General features: G+C 70.8%; 14 protein-coding genes. 4 read left to right on the top strand and 10 right to left on the bottom strand.

Translation table 11 applies throughout. From position 1 onward, the window contains the following. Positions 1 to 42: 42 nt before the first annotated feature. Positions 43 to 1320 (bottom strand): acetyl-CoA C-acetyltransferase, encoded by a 1278-nt coding sequence (locus tag VFQ84_RS11925; protein WP_325131853.1) that lies wholly within the window; start codon positions 1318 to 1320, stop codon positions 43 to 45. A 63-nt stretch (positions 1321 to 1383) separates the two neighbouring features. Here VFQ84_RS11925 and VFQ84_RS11920 point away from each other — a divergent pair, with 63 nt between their 5' ends. Then, positions 1384 to 2265, top strand: coding sequence for a hypothetical protein (locus VFQ84_RS11920; protein WP_325131852.1), 882 nt, complete (start codon positions 1384 to 1386; stop codon positions 2263 to 2265). A gap of 82 nt (positions 2266 to 2347) precedes the next feature. After that, positions 2348 to 4633 carry a patatin-like phospholipase family protein gene (locus tag VFQ84_RS11915; protein WP_325131851.1) on the top strand — a complete coding sequence of 762 codons (2286 nt, stop codon included), beginning with the start codon at positions 2348 to 2350 and terminating at the stop codon, positions 4631 to 4633. A gap of 22 nt (positions 4634 to 4655) precedes the next feature. Here the strand turns inward: VFQ84_RS11915 and VFQ84_RS11910 are convergent, their stop codons facing one another. After that, complete coding sequence (locus VFQ84_RS11910) at positions 4656 to 5717, bottom strand: CDP-glycerol glycerophosphotransferase family protein (protein ID WP_325131858.1); 1062 nt, start codon at positions 5715 to 5717, stop codon at positions 4656 to 4658. Between VFQ84_RS11910 and VFQ84_RS11905 the strand changes: the two genes are divergently transcribed. Beyond that, positions 5713 to 6573 (top strand): glycosyltransferase family 2 protein, encoded by an 861-nt coding sequence (locus tag VFQ84_RS11905; protein ID WP_325131857.1) that lies wholly within the window; start codon positions 5713 to 5715, stop codon positions 6571 to 6573. The two genes, VFQ84_RS11910 and VFQ84_RS11905, sit on opposite strands and share 5 nt — an antisense overlap. After that, positions 6573 to 8465, top strand: coding sequence for an asparagine synthase (glutamine-hydrolyzing) (gene asnB / locus VFQ84_RS11900; protein WP_325131850.1), 1893 nt, complete (start codon positions 6573 to 6575; stop codon positions 8463 to 8465). The genes VFQ84_RS11905 and asnB overlap by 1 nt, the downstream gene beginning before the upstream one ends. Positions 8466 to 8565: 100 nt before the next feature. Here the strand turns inward: asnB and VFQ84_RS11895 are convergent, their stop codons facing one another. The 8 genes from VFQ84_RS11895 to glnA all read right to left on the bottom strand — a co-directional run bounded on the left by VFQ84_RS11895 (position 8566) and on the right by glnA (position 17900). Beyond that, on the bottom strand, positions 8566 to 9042 hold the full coding sequence (locus VFQ84_RS11895) for a GNAT family N-acetyltransferase (RefSeq protein ID WP_325131849.1): 477 nt from the start codon (positions 9040 to 9042) through the stop codon (positions 8566 to 8568). A 55-nt stretch (positions 9043 to 9097) separates the two neighbouring features. Next, the gene (locus VFQ84_RS11890) at positions 9098 to 9739 is read right to left on the bottom strand and encodes a superoxide dismutase family protein (RefSeq protein ID WP_325131848.1); all 642 of its coding nucleotides are present in this window, start codon (positions 9737 to 9739) and stop codon (positions 9098 to 9100) included. Positions 9740 to 9813: 74 nt separating this feature from the next. Continuing rightward, positions 9814 to 10206 carry a VOC family protein gene (locus tag VFQ84_RS11885; protein WP_325131847.1) on the bottom strand — a complete coding sequence of 131 codons (393 nt, stop codon included), beginning with the start codon at positions 10204 to 10206 and terminating at the stop codon, positions 9814 to 9816. 57 nt (positions 10207 to 10263) lie between these two features. Next, positions 10264 to 11667 (bottom strand): nitrogen regulation protein NR(I), encoded by a 1404-nt coding sequence (gene ntrC, locus VFQ84_RS11880; protein WP_325131846.1) that lies wholly within the window; start codon positions 11665 to 11667, stop codon positions 10264 to 10266. Between the two features lie 81 nt (positions 11668 to 11748). After that, positions 11749 to 12795: a two-component system sensor histidine kinase NtrB gene (locus VFQ84_RS11875; RefSeq protein ID WP_325131845.1), complete on the bottom strand. Its 1047-nt coding sequence runs from the start codon at positions 12793 to 12795 to the stop codon at positions 11749 to 11751. Between the two features lie 71 nt (positions 12796 to 12866). After that, positions 12867 to 14534, bottom strand: a complete 1668-nt coding sequence (locus tag VFQ84_RS11870) for an endonuclease (protein ID WP_325131844.1) — start codon at positions 14532 to 14534, stop codon at positions 12867 to 12869. A 332-nt stretch (positions 14535 to 14866) separates the two neighbouring features. Further along, positions 14867 to 16207 (bottom strand): hypothetical protein, encoded by a 1341-nt coding sequence (locus VFQ84_RS11865; protein WP_325131843.1) that lies wholly within the window; start codon positions 16205 to 16207, stop codon positions 14867 to 14869. 283 nt (positions 16208 to 16490) lie between these two features. Further along, positions 16491 to 17900, bottom strand: coding sequence for a type I glutamate--ammonia ligase (gene glnA / locus VFQ84_RS11860; RefSeq protein ID WP_325131842.1), 1410 nt, complete (start codon positions 17898 to 17900; stop codon positions 16491 to 16493). Between the last annotated feature and the right edge of the window lie 152 nt (positions 17901 to 18052).

The raw sequence follows: 18052 nt of genomic DNA, 5'->3' as shown, positions 1-18052 counted from the left end.
AAATGAACCTGGTTCGATTTTTTAAATGAACCTGGTTCGATTTCAGCGTTCGATGATGGCGGCGACGCCCATGCCGCCGGCGGTGCAGACGGAGAGCAGGACGCGGCCCTGGCCCTTTTCCTTGAGCAGCTTGGCGGCGGTGGCGACCAGGCGGGCGCCGGTGGCGGCGAAGGGATGGCCGACGGCCAGCGAGCTGCCGACGACGTTGAGCTTGGCGCGGTCGATGCTGCCCAGCGCGCCGTCCCAGCCGAGCTTCTCGCGGCAGAAGGTTTCATCCTCCCAGGCCTTGAGCGTGCACAGCACCTGGGCCGCGAAGGCCTCGTGGATCTCGTAGAAGTCGAAGTCCTGCAGGGCCAGGCCGTTGCGCTTGAGCAGCTGCGCGACGGCCCAGCACGGCGCCATCAGCAGGCCTTCGCCGTGCACGAAGTCGACCGCGGCGACCTGGGCATCGCGCAGGTAGGCCTGCACTTCGAGGCCATGCGCGTTCGCCCATTCCTCGGTCGCCAGCAGCGCCGCCGAGGCGCCGTCGGTGAGCGGCGTGGAGTTGCCGGCGGTCAGCGTGCCCTGGCCGGACGTGCGGTCGAAGGCGGGCTTGAGCGTCGCCAGCTTCTCGATCGTGGTATCGGGGCGCAGGATGTTGTCGCGCTCGACGCCGCGGAAAGGCGTGACCAGGTCGGCGTAGAAGCCGCGGTCGTAGGCCATCGCCGCCTTGGTGTGCGACTCGAAGGCCAGCTGGTCCTGCGCCTCGCGGGTGATCTTCCACTCCTTGGCCATCATCTCGCAGTGCTCGCCCATCGACTTGCCGGTGCGCGGCTCGCCGACGCCCGGGAACTCGGGCTTGAGCTCCTTGAACCGGAAGCCCTTGAAGGCCTTGAGCCGCGCGCCGAAGCTGCGCGCCATGTTGGCGTCGAGCAGGCGGCGGCGCAGGCGCTTGTTCACCGCGATGGGCACGTCGGAGGTGGTGTCGGAGCCGCCGCCGATGCCGGCCTCGATCTGGCCGACGGCGATCTTGTTGGCGATGTGGATGACGGTATCGAGCGAGGTGCCGCAGGCGCGCTGCATCGTGATGCCCGGGGTCGCCGGCGACAGGCCCGAGCTGAGCGTCGCCTCGCGGCCGATGTTCCAGTCGCCGCTGTGCTTGAGCACCGCGCCCATCGCCACTTCGCCCAGCACCTCGCCGTGCAGCTTGAACTTCTCGACCACCGCGCCCAGCGCCTTGATCGACATGCCGAGGTTGCCGACGTCGTGGTAGGCCGTGTTGTTGCGGACGAAGGGGATGCGGACGCCGCCGAGGATGGCGACACGACGGATGGGCGACATCGGATTCACTCCTTGCGATAACGGTGCAGCGGTATGATCACGATCATAACCCGACGCCACCGTATGCCCATGCCGAATCCCGACCTCAGCTGCCTCGCCGCCCTCGCCGTCGAACTCTCGCCCGGCGCCACGGCGGGCCGCACGGCGCTGTCGCCGGACGAGGCCGGGGCCCTGGCGGCGCTCGTGGCCCGCGACCTGGACAAGCTGGTGCCGGGCGCCGCGGCGCTGGACCTGGGCCTGGTGGCGGCCCTGTTCGACCCGGTGGAGCTGCTGCGCCCGGGCTATCCGCTGCACGCCGAGCTGGAACGCCTGGTGGCCCGCGCCCCCGGCGCCGCCGGCGGCCGCGTGATCGGCTTCGGCGCCGGGGCCGAGGGCCTGCCGCCCCCGCTGCGGCCCGCGCCCGAGCACACCCAGGGGCCGCTGCGCCTGCTGCCGCTGCTGGTGCGCGGCGAGCCGTCGGCCGTGGCCGAGGTCGGCGACCGCATGGAGCAAGTGCTGCTGGACACCGGCATGGCCGGTGCCGATACCGCGCTGCTGGCCCAGGACGGCTTCGGCGCCGCGGTCGAGCACGCGCGCCTGCTCACCCTCAACGACCTGGCCGCGATGATGGCCATGCAGTACGACCACGCCGGCCTCGGCCCGCTGTGGCCGCTGGTGGAGGCCGCGCTGCTGGCGCCCGGCAGCGAGCAGTGGCTGGACGCCCCGCCCGAGCCGCTGGCCCGCTACGCCGCCGGCGAAGTGCGCATCGCCATGCTCGACGCCGAGGCCTGGGCCGAGGGCGGCTTCGCCCCGGCCGGCGCCGACGCGGCGCAGCTGGGCCGCGCCTTCGAGCGCTTCCAGATGCGCCAGCGCCAGTTCGCGGCCGTGCTCGAGGCCCACGGCATCCCGGTCACCTTCGACCACTGTCCGGCCGGCCAGGACCCGCGCGCGGTGCTGTCGGCCTGAAGCGCACCTGAGGCTTCACGCCGCCGCGGTGGTTGCCGGCGGGACGATGCGGAACAATGCCCGGTCACCCGGAGTGCCGCCGATGCCCGTGTCCAGAATCCTCGCCCTGTCCTGCCTGATCGCCGCCGCCCCGCTCGCGCGGGCGCAGGACCTGCCGACCCCGGCGTCCGGCCCGGAGGCCGTGCCGCCCGCCGCGACCACGGCGGCCACGCCGGCCGCCGCCTGCGGCGTGCGCGCCGAAGGCGACACCCGCCCGCGCATCGGCCTGGTGCTGGGCGGCGGCGGCGCCCGCGGTTTCGCCCACGTGAGCGTGCTCAAGGAGCTCGAGCGCCAGCGCATCCCGATCGACTGCATCGCCGGCACCAGCATGGGCGCGATCGTCGGCGGCCTGTACGCCTCGGGCATGGACGCGGTGGAGCTGGAAGCGCAGATGCGGGCGATGGACTGGGGCCGGATGTTCGTCGACCGCCTCGACCGTCCGCAGCGCTCCTTCCGCCGCAAGCGCGACGATGACCTGGCGCTGGTGGCCGGCAAGCCCGGCATCGGCAACGAAGGCCTGAAAATCGCCCCCGGCGTGCTGTCGGGCGAACGCGCCCTGCTGCTGCTCGAGGAGCTGACCGAGCCGGTGGCCACGCGCGAGGACTTCGACCGGCTGCCGATCCCCTTCCGCGCCGTCGCCACCGACCTCAACAGCGGCCAGCCGGTGGTGCTGGGCTCGGGCAACCTGGCGCTGGCGATGCGCGCCAGCATGTCCATCCCGGGCATCTTCAAGCCGGTGCCGATCGACGGCCGCGTGCTGGTCGACGGTGGCCTGGCCAACCAGGTGCCGGTGGACGTGGTGCGGGCGATGGGCGCCGACATCGTGATCGCGGTGGACGTCAGCACGCCGCTGTACAAGCTCGACGAGGGCGCCAGCCTGTTCGCCATCGTCGACCAGATCAGCGGCTTCATGACCGTCGGCAGCGCCCGCGCGCAGACCGCCACGCTGGGCCCGGACGACGTGCTGGTGCGGCCGCCGCTGGGCGCCGAGGTGTCGACCTCGGATTTCGAGAAGATCGAGCTGGCGATGTCGCTGGGCGAGCGCGGCATCGAGGACGTGCGGCCGCGCCTGGCCGCGCTGTCGCTGGCGCCCGAGGCCTATGCCGCCGCGCTGGCCGCCCGCGACAAGCCCTCGCGCGACGCCCCGGTGGTCGACTTCGTGCGGCTTGACAACCGCAGCCGCTACGCCGACGCCTTCCTGCTGGCGCGGCTGGACATCGCCCCCGGCCAGCCGCTCGACAGCGAGCGCCTGCAGCGCAACCTGCAGCGCATCTACGGCCTGGACACCATGGACCTGGTCACCTACGACGTGATCGAGGAAGACGACCGCACCGGCGTGGTGGTGCGCGTGGTGCCGCACAGCTACGGACCGAATTACCTCGAGACCGGCCTGAGCCTGTACTCCGACTTCAGCGGCGACTTCTTCGTGAACCTGCGCGCCGGCGTGCTGCGCGCACCGGTGAACGACACCGGCGGCGAAGTGCGCGGCCTGCTGCAGCTCGGCGACGAGCCCGGCCTGCTGATGGACTGGTACCAGCCGCTGGGCGCCGAAAGCGACTACTTCACGCTGCTGCAGCTCAGCGCCGAGAGCCCGAAGTTCACCCTGTTCAACGAGGACGGCGAGCGCCTGGCCAACTTCCGTGCGCCCAACTGGGGCGGCGAACTGGGCCTGGGCCGCGAATTCGGCAACTTCGGCGCGGCCACGCTGTCGCTGCGGCGGCGCCTGGGCAGCGCCAAGCCGGAGCTGTTCGATCCGCTGTTCGAGCCGCTCGACTACGACCTGGGCGAGGCCGAGTTCACGCTTACCTACGACCGCATCGACAGCACCTACCTGCCGCGCTCGGGCACCTACGCGGTGTTCAGCCAGGTGGCGTCGCGCGAGGCACTGGGCGCGGACGGCGATTTCGACCAGTCCAACTTCGACGTCATCCACGCCCGCGCGATCGGCAAGCACTCGGGCTTCGCCGGCCTGCGCTACCACGTCTCGAGCAGCGACCTGATCCCGATCCAGAGCCAGTTCCGGCTCGGCGGCCTGACGCGCTTCGCGGGCTACCGCCCGAACGAGCGCCTGGCCGACAACTACGCGCTGGTCTACGGCGGCTACACCTACGAGCTGGGCCGCGTGCTGAGCCGGCCGGCGGTGCTGGGCGGCACGCTCGAGTACGGACGCAGCTGGGCCACCGGCGGCGACCTCGACGGCGCCGAGGGCGAACTGCACGGCAGCATCTACTTCGGCTTCGATTCCTGGCTGGGCCCGCTGCAGCTGGGCTATGGCCTGCGCCAGGGCGGCGACGGCATCTTCCTGCTCGAACTGGGCCGCCCGCGCTGACGCGTCGGCCGGCGCGCGGGCCTCAACGCGCGCCGGGACCCCAGTACCCGAGCTCGCGCCGGATCTGCAGGCCGCGGTAGATCGCCGACAGCGGCTTGCGCCGCAGCGCGCCGAGCTCGCCGGCGAGCAGCGCTTCGGTGGCGGCGAGCACGCGCTCGCTGGCGCGGCCGTCGCGGGCCGGGTGGATGGCGTCGGCGTAGTCGGCGATGGCCTGCACCCGTTCCGGCGTCGGCGCGAAGGCGCGTTCGAGCTGCCTGCGCAGGTCGGCGGCCTGGTCGAAGTCGAGCATGTGCGGCTTCGGCGCGCGGTTGCGGAAGGTGACCACCGGCTTGCGCTGCACCGCGAACTCCGAGACCACCGAGGTGGTGTCGGCCACCAGCACGTCGGCGGCGCGCTGCGCCGACACCAGCTGTTCGGTCTCGACGAAGACCGCGTGGTCGCCCGCCAGGGCCCGGTAGCGCGCGAACAGTTCGGGCGCGCACTTGGGATGCAGGGTCAGGATCCAGAATCGCTCGCCGCGCGCGATCTCGGCCGCGATGGCGTCGAACAGCCGCGGCGCGGCGCTGAGGCGTTCGGTGAAGGTGGACGCGAACAGCACCACCGGGCGACCGCCGGCGCGGGCGCGAAGCGCATCGGCCAGGGCGTCGTCGCCGCGGAACAGCGGATCGAGCTTGGGCCAGCCGGTTTCCACCACCGCGAAGTGGCCCTGCGCGCGCGCCATCGCCGCGAACGGCGCCGTGGTCAGCGGGCCCTGGGTGCAGTAGAGGTCGAACAGCCCGCGCACGCGGAAATGACCGCGCTGGTCCGAGCGTTTCTCGACGTTGAAGCCGTGGAAGAGCTGCACCTTGGCCCCGCTGACGAAGGTGGGCACGGTGTTGGCCGCGCTGAACACCGCCCGCGGGCGCAGCGCCACCGCGCCGCGCACGTCCACCGGACGCACCGGCGCCGGCAGCGCGGCCCCCGCGGCACCGGCCACGAACAGGCTGGACACGCCGTGCCCGGCGGCTTGCAGCGCGCTCGCCAGCGGCCCCAGAATGGGCAACGCATAGCGCTCCGTCGCGAACAGCAGGTACTCCGCCATCAACGTCCCCCAGGCCACGTCGCCGCGCCTCTCGGCCTGCATTATCACGTTCAACGAGGCCGGCCGCCTAGCCGACTGCCTGGCGTCGCTGGCGTTCTGCGACGAGATCATTGTGGTGGACTCGCATTCGACCGACGCCACGGTCGCGATCGCCGAGGCGCAGGGCGCGAAGGTGTTCCTGCGCCCGTTCAAAGGCTTTCGCAGCCAGAAGCAGTTCGCGGTCGAACAGGCCGCGCACGACTGGGTGCTGTGCCTGGACGCCGACGAGCGCGTCAGCCCGGCGCTGCGCGACGCCATCCTGGCCGCGCGCGACACCGGCTTCAACGGTGCCGCCGGCTATCGCTTCGCCCGGCTTTCGGACTATTTCGGGCGCTTCCTGCGCCACGGCAACGCCTATCCCGACCGCGTGCTGCGCCTGTTCGACCGCCGCCGCGGCGGCTGGCGCGGCACCCGCGAGATCCACGAGGCCGCCAGCGTCGACGGCCCGGTGCAGACCCTCGCGGGCGACCTGGTCCACTACCCGTACCGCTCGCTGGAACAGCAGCTCGCCAAGACCCAGAAATACGCCCGGATGATGGCCGAACACGAGTTCGCGCGTGGCAAGCGCGCCTCGCTGGCCAAGCTGGTGCTGTCGCCGGCCTGGCGGTTCTGGCGCGGCTATCTCTTCCGCGGCGGCTTCCTCGACGGCTGGCACGGCCTGGTCTACGCCTACGTCCGCGCCAACTACGTCCGCCAGAAAACCGTGATGCTCTGGCTCCTGCAAAACCACCAGCCCGTCACCGACGCCCCTCCCCCTGTAGGAGCGGCTTCAGCCGCGAACCCTGGCCAACGGCCAGGCCCCTCCGGTCCCGACGCCTGATGTGCGGCCTCGCCGGCGCCTGGCTCCCCGACGCACACGACCCCGAGGACGCCCTGCTCGCCCTCGGCCGCCGCCTCGGCGCCGCCATCGCCCACCGCGGCCCCGATGACGCCGGCGCCTGGGCCGAACCCGCCGCCGGCCTGGTGCTGGCGCACCAGCGCCTGGCCATCGTCGACCTGAGTCCCGAAGGCCACCAGCCCATGGCCTCGGCCGACGGCCGCTGGGTGATCGCCTTCAACGGCGAGATCTACGACCACGCGGCGATCCGCGCCGAGCTGGTCGCGCTGGGCCACGGCTTCCGCGGCCGCTCCGACACCGAGGTGCTGCTGGCGGCGATTTCGCAGTGGGGCGTCGAGGGCGCGCTGGCGCGCGGCAACGGCATGCTGGCGTTCGCCGCCTGGGACCGGCGCGAGCGCGTGCTGTGGCTGGCGCGCGACCGGCTCGGCAAGAAGCCGCTGTACTACGGCCTCAGCAACGGCCGGCTCGTGTTCGGCAGCGAGTTCGCGGCGCTGCGCGCGCTGCCCGGCTTCCGCGCCGAGGTCGATCCGGATGCGCTGGCGCTGCTGCTTCGCTTCGACTACATCCCAGCACCGCATTCGATCCTGCGCGGCGTGCGCAAGCTGCCGGCGGGGCATCTGCTGCGGCTCGACGCGGCCGCACTCGCGGCGCCCGAACTGCCGGCGCCGCGCGCGTGGTGGAGCGCACTGGAGGCACAGCGTGCGGCGATCGGGCGCGGCTTCGCCGGCGACGAGACGGCGGCGCTCGACCAGCTCGACGTCCTGCTTCGCGACGCCACGGCGCTGCGCATGGAGGCCGACGTCCCGCTGGGAAGTTTCCTGTCCGGCGGCACTGACTCCTCGCTGGTCACCGCCCTGATGCAGGCGCAGTCGGCCCGGCCGGTGCGCACCTTCTCGATCGGCTTCGACAACGCCGTGCATGACGAGAGCGAGCAGGCGGCCGCCGTCGCCGCCCACCTGGGCACCGCGCACACCCCGCTGCACGTGGACGGCCGCGCCGCGCTGGACCTGGTGCCCGAGCTGCCGCGGCTGTTCGACGAACCGTTCGCTGATTCCTCGCAGATTCCCACCACGCTGCTTTGCCGCCTCACGCGCCGGCACGTCACCGTGGCGCTGTCGGGCGACGGCGGCGACGAGCTGTTCTTCGGCTACCGCCGCTACGCGCGCACGCTCAAGAACGACTCCCTGCTGCGCCGCCTGCCGCGTGCAGCGCTGGCGAAGCTGGCCGGCCACCCCGGCGAACGCGCACGGCTCGGCGGCCTGGCCGCGCTACGCGCCGAGCTCGCCACCGGCGACCTGCAGGGGCTGGCGCGACACCGCGTGAGCCATTGGAAAGACCCGGAAGCGGTGGTGATCGGCGCGCGGCGCCTGGCCACCGCCTACGACGACCCTGGCGCGATGCCCGGCACCGGCACGCCCGGCGATGCGCTGATGGCGCTCGACACCGCCTGCTACCTGCCCGAGGACATCCTGACCAAGGTCGACCGCGCCAGCATGTCGGTGGCGCTGGAGGCACGCGCGCCGCTGCTCGATTACCGCGTCGCCGACTTCGCCTGGGCGCTGCCGATGGCGATGAAGTACCGCAACGGCGAGCTCAAGGTCCTGCCCAAGCGTCTGCTCGAGCGCTACCTGCCGCGCGATCTGGTCTATCGCAGCAAAGCCGGCTTCGGTGCACCGGTCGGCGACTGGCTGCGCGGCCCACTGCGCGACTGGGCCGAGGCCCAGCTTTCGGAAAAGCGCTTGCGTGATGAAGGCCACTTCGATCCGGCGCCGATCCGCGCGCTGTGGCGCGAGTTCCAGGCGGGCGAACGCAAGTGGCACACGCATCTCTGGGGCGTGCTGATGTTCCAGGCCTGGCGCGAAGGCTTGTCCTGAGTCGCGGGGTGCTCGTGGCCTGGCGCGGGGGTGTCGCGCTCGTTATCTAACGCGGATCAGGGCGGATGGGCGCGGATAAGAGCGGATTGAAGCTCCGTTCTTACTCGGCCGCGGGGCGCTTGGGCAGGGCGGCTTCGTACATCTTGTAGCCGGCGTCGGCCATGCCGAGGGATTCGTAGGTGCGCTGGGCGGTCTTGTTTTCGTGCTCGACGTAGAGGCGGAGGCCGCGGACGTCGGACTGGGCCTCGGCGGCCTGCTTCACGTGGGCGTAGAGAGCGGCGTAGACGCCCTGGCGGCGGTGCTGCGGGGAGACATAGACGCTCTGGATCCACCACCAGTCGCCGTTGCGCCAGTCGCTCCACTCGTAGGTGAGCATCAGGGTGCCGGCAGCTTCCCCGTCGCGCTCGGCGATGAAGTAGCGGCCGCGGCCGGGCTGGTCGAACACGCCGCGGATGCCGCGGCGCACGGTGTCCGGGTCGAGCGGCTTGTGTTCGGTTTCCCAGGCCATCGCGACGGCCCAGTCGGCCATGCGTTCGATGTCGTCCACCGTGGCGCTGCGAATGACGATGTGCGACATGGTTCCACCGGCAGGAGAGGACGCGCCCAGTGTAGCGGGCGCGCCCCCGGCCTGTTTACTCCGCGGGGCCGGCGTCGGCCGGCGCCGGGTTGGCGAGCTCGATCACGCCGCAGGCGATGCGGCCGCCGGCGTTGCCCGTGGGCTGGGTGGCGTAGTCGTCGGCCTGCGCGTGCACGATCACGCCTTTGCCGACGATGTCGTTGGCGCCGCCGCTGGCGATCTCCAGCCCGGACAGGGACTGGTCCACGACGGCTTCGCCGTTGTCACCGGCGGTCTGGTTCGGGATGTCGCCGGCGTGGTGCGCGCCGCCGGCGGCACGGTCACCGTGCGGCTGCATGTCGGGGTTGAAGTGGCCGCCGGCGCTGGTGCCGTCGGGCGCGCTGCAGTCGCCGAACTCGTGCACGTGCAGCGCATGCGTGGCGCCGGGCTGCAGCCCGGTCAGCGTGCCGGTGACGCGCACGCCGCCGTCGGCGACGTCGAACACCAGCTCGCCGCCGACGCCGCTGTCGCCAAGCGGGGACAGGGTGGCGCGCGCCGAAGCGGCGAGCTGGGCCTGGACGGGCTCGGGCGCCGGCGCGGCGGCCGGGGCTTCCGGGCCCGCGGCCGCGGGCGCCTCGGCCTCCGGGCTGGCGGCAGGCTGGCAGGCGGCCAGGGCGACGACGGAGCCCAACAGCAGGACGGAGCGGAACGGAGTCATGGCGGATCCTTTGGAGACGGGAAGAACGGGCAGCTTGGCGACCCGGGCATTAACCCCGGGTCAAGACCGCCGGCTCAGGCCGGGCGATACAGCGCGCAAAGCTTGTTGCCGTCCGGATCGCGGACGTAGGCCAGGTACAGCGAGCCGATGGCGTTCTGGCGCAGCCCCGGCGGGCCTTCGCAGGAGCTGCCGCCGTGGGCGACGGCCACGTCGTGGAACTGCTGCACCTGTTCGGGCGAGCTGCACTTGAAGCCGAGGGTGGCGCCGTTGGCGACGGTGGCCGGCTCGCCGTTGATCGGCTCGGTGACGCAGAAGGTGCTGCCCTCGTGGCGGTAGAACAGGCGCTTGTGGCCGGTGCCCGCCGTGTTCTCGAAGGGCGCGCCGGCGCCGAGGAAGCCCAGCACCGCGTCGTAGAAGACCTTGGCGCGGTCGATGTCGTTGCTACCCACCATTACATGGCTGAACACGCGGAATCTCCTTGGGGAATGGTTCGGATGATCGTCTCAAACCGGCGGGCGAAGACGCTAGGGTGATTTTCGCCGCCGTGTGGCGCCCAGCTTGCGGGTCACCGTGTTGCGTCCCAGGCCCAGCTTCTCGGCGGCCTGCTGGCGGTGCCCGTCGGTGTGTTCCAGCGCGGTTTCCAGCAGCACCTGGTCGAAGCGTTCGCGCAGGGTGGCGTGCAGGCCGGTGTCGCCGCGGGCCAGGGCCTCGCGGGCGACCTTGGCCAGCGACTGGGTCCAGTCCTCGGCCCCGGCGGCACCGACGTCGCTGCGCAGCGCGGCGCCCAGCTCGCGCGGGGTGATGGTTTCGCCCGGGGCCAGGGCCACCAGGCGCCAGCACAGGTTCTCGAGTTCGCGCACGTTGCCAGGCCAGTCGTGGCGCTCCAGGCGCTTCAGGGCTTCCGGGTGGAAGCGCTTGGCGGGCGCGCCGAACTTCTTCGCGGCCTGGGCCAGGAAGCGCGCGGCCAGCGCCGGCAGGTCGCCCTTGCGCTCGCGCAGCGGCGGCAGCCGCAGCCGCACGACGTCGAGGCGATGCAGCAGGTCGGCGCGGAAGCTGCCTTCGCGGACCTTGGCCTCGAGGTCCTGGTGGGTGGCGGCGATCACGCGCACGTCCACCTTGATCAGCTCGCGGCCGCCGACGCGGAAGAACTCGCCCTCGGCCAGCACGCGCAGCAGCCGGGTCTGCAGCGAGGCCGGCATGTCGCCGATCTCGTCGAGGAACAGGGTGCCGCCATCGGCCTGCTCGAAGCGGCCGACGTGGCGCTTCTGCGCGCCGGTGAAGGCGCCGGCCTCGTGCCCGAACAGCTCGCTCTCGAGCAGCTCGGCGGGAATCGCGGCGGTGTTGAGCGCGACGAAGGGCTTGCGCGCCCGCGGCGACTCGCGGTGCAGGGCGCGCGCCACCAGCTCCTTGCCGGTGCCGGTTTCGCCGGTGATGAGCACCGACAGCGGCGCCTGCGCCAGCCGGCCGATGGCGCGGAACAGCTCGCGCATGGCCGGCGTATCGCCGACCAGGGCCTCGCCCATCTCGGGCGCCGGCAGCGCCTCCACGGCGTCCTGGGCCGGCAGCACGCGGGCGGCCAGCGCCACCGCATCATCCAGGTCGAAGGGCTTGGACAGGAACTCGTGCGCGCCACCGCGGAAGGCGCCGGCCGTGCTCGCGATATCGGTGTAGGCCGACATCACCACCACCGGCAGGTCGGGCCGCTTCGCCTTCAGCGCGTCGAGGAAGGCCAGGCCGTCCATGCCCGGCATGCGCACGTCGGTGAACACCAGGTCGGGCAGCTCGCCGCCGGCCAGCGCGTCCAGCGCCTGGCGCGGGTCCTCGAAGGCGCTGACGGTGTGCCCGGCATCGCGCAGCGCCTCGGCCAGCACGAAGCGGACCGTACGGTCGTCATCGACGACCCAGAGGCGGGAGGCAGGGGTGGGCATGGTCCGCAGTTTGCACCAACAAGGTGCATCTTACGAGGGCGCCGCCGACCGGCCCGCGCCCGCGCGTCAGCGCCTGTCGGCTCAGCCGGGCAGCGCGCCGGCCGGCTCGTCGGGCACCGGGATCAACAGGGTGAACACGGTATGCCCCGGCCGCGAGCGATAGCCGAGCGAGCCGCGGTGTTCGCGCGCGACCTGCTGGGCCAGCGGCAGGCCGAGGCCGCTGCCTTCCGCGCGGCCCGAGACCAGCGGCAGGAAGATGCGTTCGGCCAGGTCGTCGGGGACGCCGCGGCCGTCGTCGGCGATCTCGACGCGCACGGCGAGCCGGTGCGCGGTGTCGCCGATCAGCACGTGGTGTTCGGCGCGGGTGCGCAGCCACACCTGCGAGGCGCCGGATTCGAGCGCGTTGCGCACCAGGTTCCACAGCGCCTGCGACAGGCGGTCGGCGTCGCCGGGGAATTCGGGCAGCGAAGGATCGAAGTCTCGCACCAGCTTGACCGACCAGCCGGCCTCGGTTTCCGCCAGGGACCGCACGCGTTCGAGCACGGCGTGGATGTTGGTGGGCTCGAAGTCGCGCGGCGGCGCCGGGTTCAGCAGCCGGTCGACCAGGGCCGCGAGGCGGTCGACCTCGCTGCCGATCAGCTCCACCAGCTCGCGGGCATCGTCGCTTTCGACGCGGCGGCCGAGCAGCTGCGCCGCGCCCTTCATGCCGGCGAGCGGATTGCGGATCTCGTGCGCCAGGCCTTTGAGCGCGGCCGAGAGCGCCGCAGGCAGCGCGGTGGCGGGATCTTCGCCGGGGAATTCATCGGCCGGATGCGCCTCGAGCCGCAGGCCGCCGTCCTCGGTGCGGGCCAGCCAGACGTCGGCGAAGCGATCGGCGTTGCCGGGAAAGCGCAGGCGCGCGCGACGCACCCGCAGCGGCTCGCCGGTGGGCAACAGCCGCGGCACCAGGCCGGCCACGCGGTCCTGCTCGGCGTCCAGTTCGTGCAGGCCCATGCCCACCAGGCGCCGGGCGCTGACGCCCAGCCAGCTGGCGAACGCGGGATTGCAGGCGAGCAGGCGACCCTCGGCCGTGGCCCAGGCCAGGGGCGTCGCGAGGCTGTCGGTCAGGGGCGGTTCGGGCGTGGACACCGCGCCATCATAGGGCGACCGGGCGCCGAAGGCAGGCGCGGGCGGCGCAAGGCCGCCCGCGCCGGCGGAACTCAGGGGCAGACGCCCTGGAACACGCAGGCCGCCCACTCGGGGTGGTCGATGAAGGGGTTGCGGTTGCCCTGGTAGGTGTAGACCGCCTCGTTGCGCAGGATTTCCTTTTCGTCCACCGGATCCTCGGCGTGCCAGCGCAGCAGGTCGGCCAGGCGACCCATGTAGGCCACGTTGAGGTTGCTGCTCGACGCCTGGATCAGGCCCGGGTCATCGGTGAGGATCAGGTCCGGCTCGGCCGCGCCGGTCACGCCGTGGGTCCCGCCGGCGTAGCGCACGTCCATGTACATCAGCGCGCGCGCCACGTCGCCCTTGCGGTCGCCCCAGGTCTGCCAGTAGGTCGTGTCGTACCAGTTCGAATTGCCCGGGAACACGCCGGTGCCGCCGCCCGCGCCGGCATTGGCCACGGTCGCCTTCTCGACGCAGTTGGCCAGGCAGTCGGCATAAGGCTTGTTGCCGCGCGAGCTGTTGTAGCCCGAATCCGACAGGAACAGCATGTGGGTGTCGGTGTACGGGTAGTTGCCGCTGGCGTCGTTGGTGAAGCCGTAGCTCTTGGGCCAGGTGTGCTCGCGGTTGTACTCGGTGTTGCCGGCGCCGTACTTCTGGAAGCTGGCGTTGCGGTAGACGTCGAGGATGCGGCCCGGGTTGGTCGGGTCTTCGTCGGCGTACTCGAGGATGTCCCAGGTATCGGTGGTCGTGGCGGAGTACGGGAAGCGCTGGTGGTCGTCGATCAGCGCGTGCAGGCTGCTGCGCAGGGCCGCCGGGCTCGAGGTGTCGACGCCGCCGTAGTAGTCCAGGCCCGGCGCCGCGGCGGTGGTGAAGACGAAGCTGTAGTCGGCGGCCATCGGCGTGGGCGTACCGTCGAGGTCGGTGACGCGGGTGGCCAGCACGTCCACCAGGCAGTCCGACAGCGCCGGCAGCGAGGCCTGCGGGTCGACGGTGAACTGGCTCGGGCCGCCGCTGGTGGCCACCGCCACGCTGCCGCCGCTGTCGCAGGCCAGCGTGACCGCGCCCGAGGCCAGGCTCACCGGCTCGGAGAAGACGATCGACAGGTTGCTGTCGAGCGGCACCGAGCCGCTGCCGTCGACCGGCGAGGTGCCGGTGACGGTCGGCGCCTGGTCCGGCACCGGGAAAGTCTGCGCGACGTTGCAGGTGCCGAAGCTGTCGTCGGCCGCGGCGCGCCAGGTGAAGTTCGCGTACTGGGTGCCGCTGCCGCCGAGCTGCAGCGAGAAGCCCGCCGGCGTCGACTCGGTTTCGGACACGACGATGTTCACCGAGGTCTTGTTGCGGGCCGGGCCAGCCGCGCCCTTGAAGCTGCCTTCGTAGCTCAGGAACTGCACCAGCTGGCCGGAGGCGTTGGTGAGCGCGATGCCGTCCGGCGCCCCGTTCTGCAGGCCCGCCGCGGACACCGTGATGAAGCCGAAGCCTCCGCAGGTCGACCCCAGCGTGCCCGACAGGCTGCGCGTGGCGTACACCTTGCGATCGGCGCCGTTGTAGAAGTGCAGGGTCCAGCCGGTGAGCGAGGTGCCGGCGTCGCCGGCGATCTCGATGCGCTCACCGACGTCGGTGCCGGCGTTGTCGTAGTGGATCTCGTTGATCCAGGCATCGGCCTGGGCGAGAGACGGGCACAGCAGAAGCAGCGGCACCAGCCGCAGGGTCCGGATAGTCACGTACGCTTTCTCCCCAGAAGTCGGTACGAAGTTTCCTACCCGGATATTACAGATTTCCCTGCCTGGGGGTGGGCGTGGTCGTGGGCCTTGGCTTCGATGGGGTGCAGGTTTTTAACGCGGATAAAATCTGATGAACACGGATAACAGCGGATAAAGCTTGAGTGGGGCGTGGCTGGCCTGGGCCTGGCGGCGATGAGCGGAGGGCCACGGCCTGAAGATTTTCTATTTTTTATTTTTGATTTATCCGCTTTGATCCGTGTTCATCAGATTTTATCCGCGTCAAAAGAAAACAGCCCGGCACTCCCCGAGCCGCCGCGTCAAGGCGCACCACCTCAAAGGGCGACGCTGAAGCGCGGTTCCGGGTCCTGGCCCGTGTACTGCAGCGGGATGACCAGGCGGTCGCCCTCGACCTCGACCGGATAGCCGGGCGACGCGCCGGCGGTCGTGGTCTGGTCGCGGGTGATGCGGCCGTCCAGGACCGCGAGTGCGGCCAGCTGCAGGCGCAGCCTGGCGGCATTGTCGAGCTGGCGTTGCTGGTACTTGTCGGCGCTTGGCATGCTGATGTCACTGAGGATGCAGCTGATCACGGCGCCCCAGCAGGTCGGGCTGGATAGACCCTTCACCCGATGCGTCGACGGGGGCACCTGCCCGGCCAACACCTGGTCGCGGTAGTTGTCCCGGCAGGTATCGGCGAAACGCGGCGCCATCCAGGCGTCCTGGGTGCCGGCATCGAAGGCGGTGAGCCTCAGGAACACGTCGCGCGGGTTCCAGCGCTCCGCCAGCGACGCGTCGAGCTCATGGCCCACGCGCGACACCATCCGGAACTCGCCGCGCATGGCGCTGCAGATCAGGTAGTCCTCGCCGCGCACCGGCTCGAGCGCGGCACGACACGCCGATGGTAGCGGTGTCTCCGGCGCCGCGCGGCGCAGGTCCAGGAGCAGGCCCGCGGCGCCGTTGGCCAGGCTGCTCATGACGGCGGCGTGGATCAGGTCGGGGCTGTTGCGACCGTGGCGGCGCGCGTTGGCCAACACGCCGCAGGTGCGCGCCATGGCGTCGGGCAGGCGGCCCTCGACGGCGTCCAGCGCCGCAGCGGTCAGGGGCAGGCGCAGCATCTGGTAGGCCGGCAGGGGTGCCGCGAAGGCCGGCGGGAAGGGGCTGTGGATATGGCCGCTGGCCAGGGCGCGTTCGGCCAGCGCGGTGCGCTCTCCCGCTTGCGCGAGCAAATCGCGGACGGCGTCGGCGTTGTCCCGGACCTGGGCCAGGCAGCCCTCGGGCCGCCAGCGGCAGGCGGTATCGCCCAGTTCGATCGGCTCGCGCAGCGGGTAGCCGCTATCCTCGAGCAGGGTGTAGGCCAGGCCACCGTCGGTCGCGGACTGCGGCGACTTGCGGGCCATGGCCACCATGGCCTCGCGGTTGATCCGCTCGAAGGACGCGAAGCGCGCGACTTCCTCCGCCAGCGCCTGCGCCAGCTGGTCCGCCGGCACCTCGTGGTTGATCAACGCGAGCGCGGCGAACCCGTTGTCCCCCGTGGGCGCCGGCGGCGGCGCCATCATCATCGCCACGTCCGCCTCCGCCTCGCGGCTCACCGCGAACCACCGCAGCGTCGCCGTCAGCACCACCGCCACCGCCAGGAACAGCAGCGACGCCCAGAACATGTGGCGGATCCACTTCATTCCACGCTTCCCCTTTGACGGCTCGATGCTAGCCGTGGGGCTGTGGCGGGGGCAAGGCATTTAAAATTTGAACACGGATCAGAGCGGATCAAAGCCGATAAGAGCGGATAAAGCATTTGGATGGGATCTGGCTCGCCGAGGAAGGGTCGCGAAAACCGTGGGCTTCTTCTTTTTGATCAATTCGCTTTATCCGCTTTTATCGGCTTTGATCCGCTCTTATCCGTGTTAAAAAAAAGCGACCCGGTTTTCACCGGGCCGCCTCGCTTACGCCAACACCCAAGAATCAGATGCCGTAATACATCTGGTACTCCAGCGGATGCGTAGCCGCACGGAACTTGGTCACTTCCTGCATCTTCAGCGCGATGTAGCCGTCGATGAAGTCGTCGCTCATCACGCCGCCGGCCTTGAGGAACTCGCGGTCCTTGTCCAGCGCATCCAGCGCCTGGTCCAGGGAGTGGCAGACGGTCGGGATGTTCTTCTCTTCTTCCGGCGGCAGGTCGTAGAGGTCCTTGTTGCTCGGCGCACCCGGGTCGATCTTGTTCTTGATGCCGTCCAGGCCGGCCATCATCAGCGCGGTGAAGATCAGGTAGCCCGAGTTCATCGGGTCCGGGAAGCGCATCTCGATGCGGCGCGCCTTCGGGTTGGCCACGTACGGGATGCGGCAGCTGGCCGAACGGTTGGACGCGGAGTACGCCAGCATCACCGGCGCCTCGAAGCCCGGCACCAGGCGCTTGTAGCTGTTGGTGGTCGAGTTCGAGAACGCGTTGATGGCGCGCGCGTGCTTGAAGATGCCGCCGATGTACCACAGCGCCAGCTGGCTCAGGCCGCCGTAGCCGTCGCCGGTGAACAGGTTCACGCCGCCCTTGGCGAGCGACTGGTGCACGTGCATGCCGCTGCCGTTGTCGCCGACCAGCGGCTTGGGCATGAAGGTGGCGGTCTTGCCGTTGCGGTGGGCGACGTTCTTGACGATGTACTTGAGCATCTGCAGCTCGTCGGCCTTCTTCACCAGCGAGTTGAACTTGGTGCCGATCTCGCACTGGCCCGCGTTCGCGACTTCGTGGTGGTGCACTTCGACTTCCTGGCCGGCGGCCATCAGCAGCTTGCACATCTCGGCGCGGATGTCGTGCAGCTGGTCGGTCGGGGCGACCGGGAAGTAGCCGCCCTTGATGCCCGGACGGTAGCCGCTGTTGCCGCCCTCGTACTTCTTCTTGCTGTTCCAGGCCGCTTCCTCGGAGTCGATCTCGAAGAAGGTGTGGCCCATGTCGTTGCCGAAGCGCACCGAGTCGAAGATGAAGAACTCGGGCTCCGGGCCGAAGAAGGCCTGGTCGGCGATGCCCGACGCCTTGAGGTAGGCCTCGGCGCGCTTGGCGACGCCGCGCGGGCAGCGCGAATAGCCCTGCATGGTGGCCGGGTCGAGCACGTCGCAGACCAGGATCAGGGTCGGGTCGGCGGTGAACGGATCCAGCACCGCGGTATCCGGGTCCGGCAGCAGCACCATGTCGGACTCGTTGATGCCGCGCCAGCCCGAGATCGAGGAGCCGTCGAACATCTTGCCGTCCTCGAACAGGGACGGCTCGATGATCGAGACCGGGAAGGTGACGTGGTGGTGCACGCCACGCACGTCGGCGAAGCGCAGGTCGATGAACTCGACCTCGTGGTCCTTGATCAGCTTTTCGATATGGGCAAGCGACATGCGGGCGGCTCCGGTGGTAAGGGGGTCGCCTAGTGGTTGCAAGCGGCGTGCCAAGGCCAGGCATCACCCAAGCTACTGATTTACATGGCCGTTAGCCGAGCTTGCGCGACAACAATCCCTTGATTGGTGCGGCTTCTAAGTCATGTCGCACC

It is taken from the genome of Arenimonas sp., assembly GCF_035721105.1.
GTDB lineage: Bacteria > Pseudomonadota > Gammaproteobacteria > Xanthomonadales > Xanthomonadaceae > Arenimonas.
This window is presented reverse-complemented; position numbering and strand designations above follow the sequence as displayed.